Annotated in this window: 3 protein-coding genes; all 3 read left to right on the forward strand. The window is 38.5% G+C overall.

Translation table 11 applies throughout. From position 1 onward, the window contains the following. The first annotated feature begins 22 nt into the window (after positions 1-22). Entirely contained in the window at positions 23-2,062 is a 2,040-nt protein-coding gene (locus U9P79_10150; protein MEA2104982.1) for a BatA domain-containing protein, read from the forward strand. A gap of 98 nt (positions 2,063-2,160) precedes the next feature. Then, positions 2,161-3,051, forward strand: coding sequence for a DUF58 domain-containing protein (locus U9P79_10155; protein MEA2104983.1), 891 nt, complete (start codon positions 2,161-2,163; stop codon positions 3,049-3,051). A 20-nt stretch (positions 3,052-3,071) separates the two neighbouring features. Further along, positions 3,072-5,605, forward strand: a 2,534-nt coding sequence (locus tag U9P79_10160) for a lectin like domain-containing protein (GenBank protein ID MEA2104984.1), incomplete at its 3' end; no start/stop codon positions are given.

Consider the following 5,605-nt stretch of genomic DNA (forward strand, 5'->3'; position numbering starts at 1 on the left):
CAATCCTCCAACCGTAGTATAAATGTTTAATCTCTCATTTTTAAACTCTGCAATTTTAGTCGGTTTGCTTGCAGGTATTATTCCTATTCTTATCCATCTTTTCGTCAAACACAGACCAAAAACAGTTTTTTTCAGCTCCCTTCGATTTATCAAAGAAGTTCAGCAAAATAAAGCAAAGATCATAAAACTTCGGGAAATCATCCTGCTTATAATTCGAATATTAATCATTCTACTTCTGATATTTGCTTTATCACGACCGGTTCTAAAAAACATTTTACCTGTCTCCAACCCAAATTCTCATGCAACTACTGCGATTGTGTTGATTCTTGATAATAGTTTCAGTATGAATTATCTCCAAAACGATAAAATTCTGCTTGATTATGCCAAAGAAACTTCCACTGATATAATGGATATGCTAAACGATAAAGATCGAGTCATGTTACTTTCTGCGGATGAGAGATTTAATAAAAGAAATAGTTTTTTTACAAATCATAATGATGCAAAAGAGATAATCTCAAAAGTTTCGATCTCCGATAATCCGATTCCTCTTTTTAAAACAATATCGGAAGCGGAAAAACATCTTGACCGTCTTGATGTGATTAATAAAGAAATATATGTTGTTACCGACAATCAGGCGATTGCTTGGAAAGATATGCAAAAGTATATTTCAGATTTCAATACAGATATTTTTGTTATTCCTATTAAAAATAAAATAAATAAAAGCAATATTGCTGTTCAAACTGCGATGTATATACCCGGTTTACTAACCAAGAGTTCAAAACCGCAAGTTCGGGCAAAAATAAAAAATTATTCAAATAGGACGATTGAAAACGTCATTGCCTCTTTGATGCTCAATAATATCACAAATGCAGAAAAAGTAATCTCCCTAAATCCTTTTCAGAGCAAGCATGTTGTATTTGACCTGAATGTAAAGAATGAAAATATTTATTTCGGTTCTATCAAAGTGAAAGATAAGTTGCTTCCCAATGATAATCACTTTTATTTTAATTTTTCACGCAAACAAATTCCCCAAATAGTGGTGATTTCCGCCGGGCAAATCTCTTCGCAATTATCAGCAGTGCTCGATCTCATCACAGATAATTCATGGCAAAAAATTTCTCCTTCAGAAGTATCCTGGCATATTTTGGAGGAAAACCGCCTTTTCATCCTTTACAATCTCAAAAATTTTCCTGATAAAATTTCTCATTTCGCAGATAAAGTGATTAAAAATGACCGTTCCTTATTGATCATCCCCGGTAAAGAACTTGAAATAAATTTTGCTCTGCAGAAATGGTTGAATGAAAAAAATATATTTTACAACAAAATCTCAGAGCATCCCGGAAAAATCGATTTTATAAATTCAATCCATCCGATTTGTGGAATTTTTACTGAAAATATGTTTGAAACCGTTCACCTAAAAAAATTATGGGAGTTAAAAGCCGCTGGATTTTCTCCACTTCTCAGCACTTCATTGGATTTACCATTATTACTTATCAAAGATAAATTGCTCCTTGCTTCTCTCGACTTCGATAATTCTTGGTCGAATCTCGGATATCATACTATTTTTCCTGTCCTTTTCTATAATATCGGAAATTTTCTCGGCAAAGAAAGAAGCCAATTAAATAGTTACACGGTCGGAAATTCATTTTACATAAACGAATCAGGAGTTATGGATTGCAAAACTCCAACAGGTCAGGTTATCCCTTTGCAAGTCCAAAAATCAGGTGAAAAATTTACGAATACCGATGTACCGGGACATTATTTTTTGTCAAATGAGAATGGCATTTTCCAAATCTCATCATATAACGCCCCTCGTTCCGAAAGTGATCTGACAATTTTATCTGCCGAAAAAATTAATAATCTGGAAAATGAGAGCGATAATGATCATTATCACCTTCATTTCCTCAATGAAAATAATTGGGAAAAAAACATCCTAACTTCTCGTTACGGTTATGAACTGTGGAAAATCATCCTCTGGATTGTTTTGGGATTAATTCTTTTGGAAATGATTCTGTCGTATTCCGGCAAGATAATAAAAAAGAAAGCCACGAATGGGCATTAATAATGGAGAAGGGAGAAGGGAAAAATATTGGAGAAGATTAGTGTGCATTGTTTTATCAAGGTGAAGCAAAGCGAAAACTGTTGGCAAAAAAATAAAGTATGAATAAAAAAAAATATTTTGATCCCGAATTTATCGCAAAGTTAGATAGGTTTGATCTGCGAGCCCGCCTAATTGTTGAAGGATTTATCACAGGTTTGCACAAATCGCCTTTCCACGGATTCAGTGTAGAATTTCTTGAACATCGGGAATATCTTCCAGGAGACCCGATCAAGCACATTGATTGGAAAGTGTATGGCAAATCCGATAGATATTTCATCAAAAAATATGAAGAAGAGACAAATCTAAAGGCATACATTTTAGTTGATTGTAGCAAATCAATGGGATTTTCCTCTCAAATAATCAACAAACTTGAGTATGCAAAAACGCTCGCATCCGCTTTATCCTATTTAATGATCAGCCAGCAAGATGCTGTGGGGCTTCTCTCATTTGCCGATGAAATCCTGCAATACATTCCTCCTCGTTCAGCAAAAACTCACCTGAGCACAATTTTTCACGAGCTCGACTCCCTTTCCCCGCAAAATAAAACGAATACTGCCAAAATTCTTCATAATCTCGCAGAAAGAATAAAAAAACGCGGGTTGATAATTTTGATCTCAGATTTGCTCGATGATCCCGAAGAAATTATATCCGGCTTGCAACATTTCAGACATCACAAGCATGAGGTAGTGGTTTTTCACATTCTCGATGATCAGGAACTGAATTTTCAATATAAACAAAAAACCCGTTTTGTGGATATGGAAACCGGAGAAGAAATCATTACTCATCCCTGGGAAATCAAAAAATTATACAAGGAAAAAATCAATAATATGAAGAATTTCTTTACAGGAAAATGCAGGAACGCATTTATTGATTACATGCCCATTAATACGAGCACAAATTACGAACAAGCACTTTTTGCCTATTTAATTAAACGGCAGAAATTGCTATAATAAAAATATCTGGAGACATTATGAAAAAAATTACTATCTTGTTCACAACCTTAGTGTTATCTTTCCTATCCCTACTTGCCGACCCACCCGCAACGTTTGACCTTCGGGATGTTGGCGGAGAAAATTATGTAACCACCGTGAAAAGTCAGCAGGGAGGAACTTGCTGGACTCACGGAGCCATGGCAGCCATTGAGGGAAACTTGATGATCACAGGAGCGTGGACAGCAGCCGGCGAAGTAGGAGAACCCAATCTTGCCGAATATCATCTTGATTGGTGGAATGGGTTCAATCAATTTTTCAATGAAGACATCAATCCGCCCACAGGAAATGGTTTGGTAGTCCACCAAGGGGGAGATTATCTCGTAACTTCTGCGTATCTTTCGCGGGGAGAAGGTGCGGTTCGGGACATTGACGGACAATCTTATAACAATCCCCCGGAAAGACGAGAACCGAGCTACCATTATTATTATCCTCGCATTGTCAAATGGCTTGTTGCAGGTGAAAACCTCGAAAATATTGACGAAATTAAAAATGCAATTATGGAATATGGAGTTTTGGGAACTTGCATGTGCTACGACGGTGCATTTATGAATGGTGAATACGAGCATTACCAACCACCCAGCAATCCCACTCCGCCAAACCACGCCATCGCCATAGTTGGTTGGGATGACAGCCGCGTAACTCAAGCACCGGAACCAGGTGCGTGGATCGTAAAAAACAGTTGGGGCACTGGTTGGGGATATAACGGTTATTTCTGGATTTCATATTATGACAAACACAGCTGCCAAGACCCAACTATGGGAGCAATCTCTTTTCAGAATGTTGAACCCCAGCAAGCAGATTCGATCTATTATTACGATTACCACGGGTGGCGAGACACTTTTGCAGAATGCACCACAGCATTTAACAAATTCACCGTCGGAAGTGATGCTCTCATTGATGCGGTTTCCTTCTACGTGGCTGCAAACGAATTGGATTATGAAATAAAAATATACGGCGGTTTTGAAAACGGAAATCTGACAAATGAACTCAGTTCACAATCCGGTTCTGTAGTTAATATCGGATTTTATACAATCGCTCTCGAAACTCCGGTGGGAGTGGATGAAGACGATGATTTTTATGTTTATCTAAGCCTTTCAGCTGGTGGACAACCTTTTGACAGAACTTCCGATGTTCCGGTTCTGCTTGGGGCAAATTACCGCACAATCGTTACTTCCTCAGCAAATCCCGATGAAAGTTATTATCTTGATCAAGGAACTTGGTATGATTTTTACGACTATGAGTTCGATGACCCTCAATGGGATGAAACCGGTAATTTCTGCATAAAAGCACTCGTTGTCGAAAGAGGAATGGAGGTTACTCCCAAAAGTAATTTTGAATCCGAAGGTCCGGTTGGCGGTCCATTTGACCCCGACACAACCACTTATGTTATCAGAAACAAAGACGTAACTCCGCTTTCCTATACTGTGGATTATAATATCGCTGCCGAATGGCTTTCCGTATCCGGTGAAACTGCAGGAACTTTAGAACCAAACGAAACCGCAAGTATTTTTGTAGAAATAAACGAAAACGCATTCTATTTGGAACAAGGAGTATATCGCTCCACAATTTTCTTTAGTACACCGGATGATGATTTTGCGGAAAAAATCAGGACAGTAACTCTGATCATCGGCGAATCGGAAATCGTTTATGAATGGAATCTTGATATTGACCCGTTGTGGGATACCGAGGGTGATTGGGAATTTGGGCAACCTACCGGGCAAGGTGGATCGTATGGAAATCCAGACCCAATCAGCGGATATACAGGTCAAAATGTCTATGGCTACAATCTTAATGGAGATTATCCGAATAACTTGCCGGAAGAAAACCTGACCAGCGAGACGATTGACTGCTCCGGGCTTTTCAATGTTCATCTGAAATTCTGGCGATGGCTCAATGTGGAGCAACCAACTTATGACCATGCTTACGTGCGCGTTAGCAACAATGGGCAGGATTGGATAACGGTTTGGGAAAATGAAGAAGAAATTACGGATAATGCTTGGGTAGAGATGGATCTCGATATTTCCGATATTGCAGATAATCAATCCACTGTATTTATCCGCTGGATAATGGGCGAAACCGACAGTGGCTGGCAATTTAGCGGCTGGAATATTGATGATATTTCCATTTGCGGAATAAACGGAGTTATAAATCCGATAGAACTGATCGAATTCAATGCTTCTTCCGGAACTGCGGGAATTACTCTTTCTTGGACAACCGCCTATGAAGAAGATGTTTCCGGATTCAATCTCTATCGTTCTGAAACGGATGATTTTGCAAGTGCAGAACAGGTAAATTCCGCACTTATCCCGGGTGCCGGAACTTCTAACGAACCTACAGAATATTCTTTTAATGATACAGACGCCAACATTGGAGTTACATATTACTACTGGTTGGAAGTTGTAACGTTTGATGGCAATACATCCGTCTATGGTTCCTTCTTGTATGACCCGAATTCAAGCGGAAATGAACCTGAACTGAACAAATTTGCTCTTGAACAAAATTTCCCCAATCC

It is taken from the genome of Candidatus Cloacimonadota bacterium, assembly GCA_034661015.1.
GTDB lineage: Bacteria > Cloacimonadota > Cloacimonadia > JGIOTU-2 > JGIOTU-2 > JAYEKN01.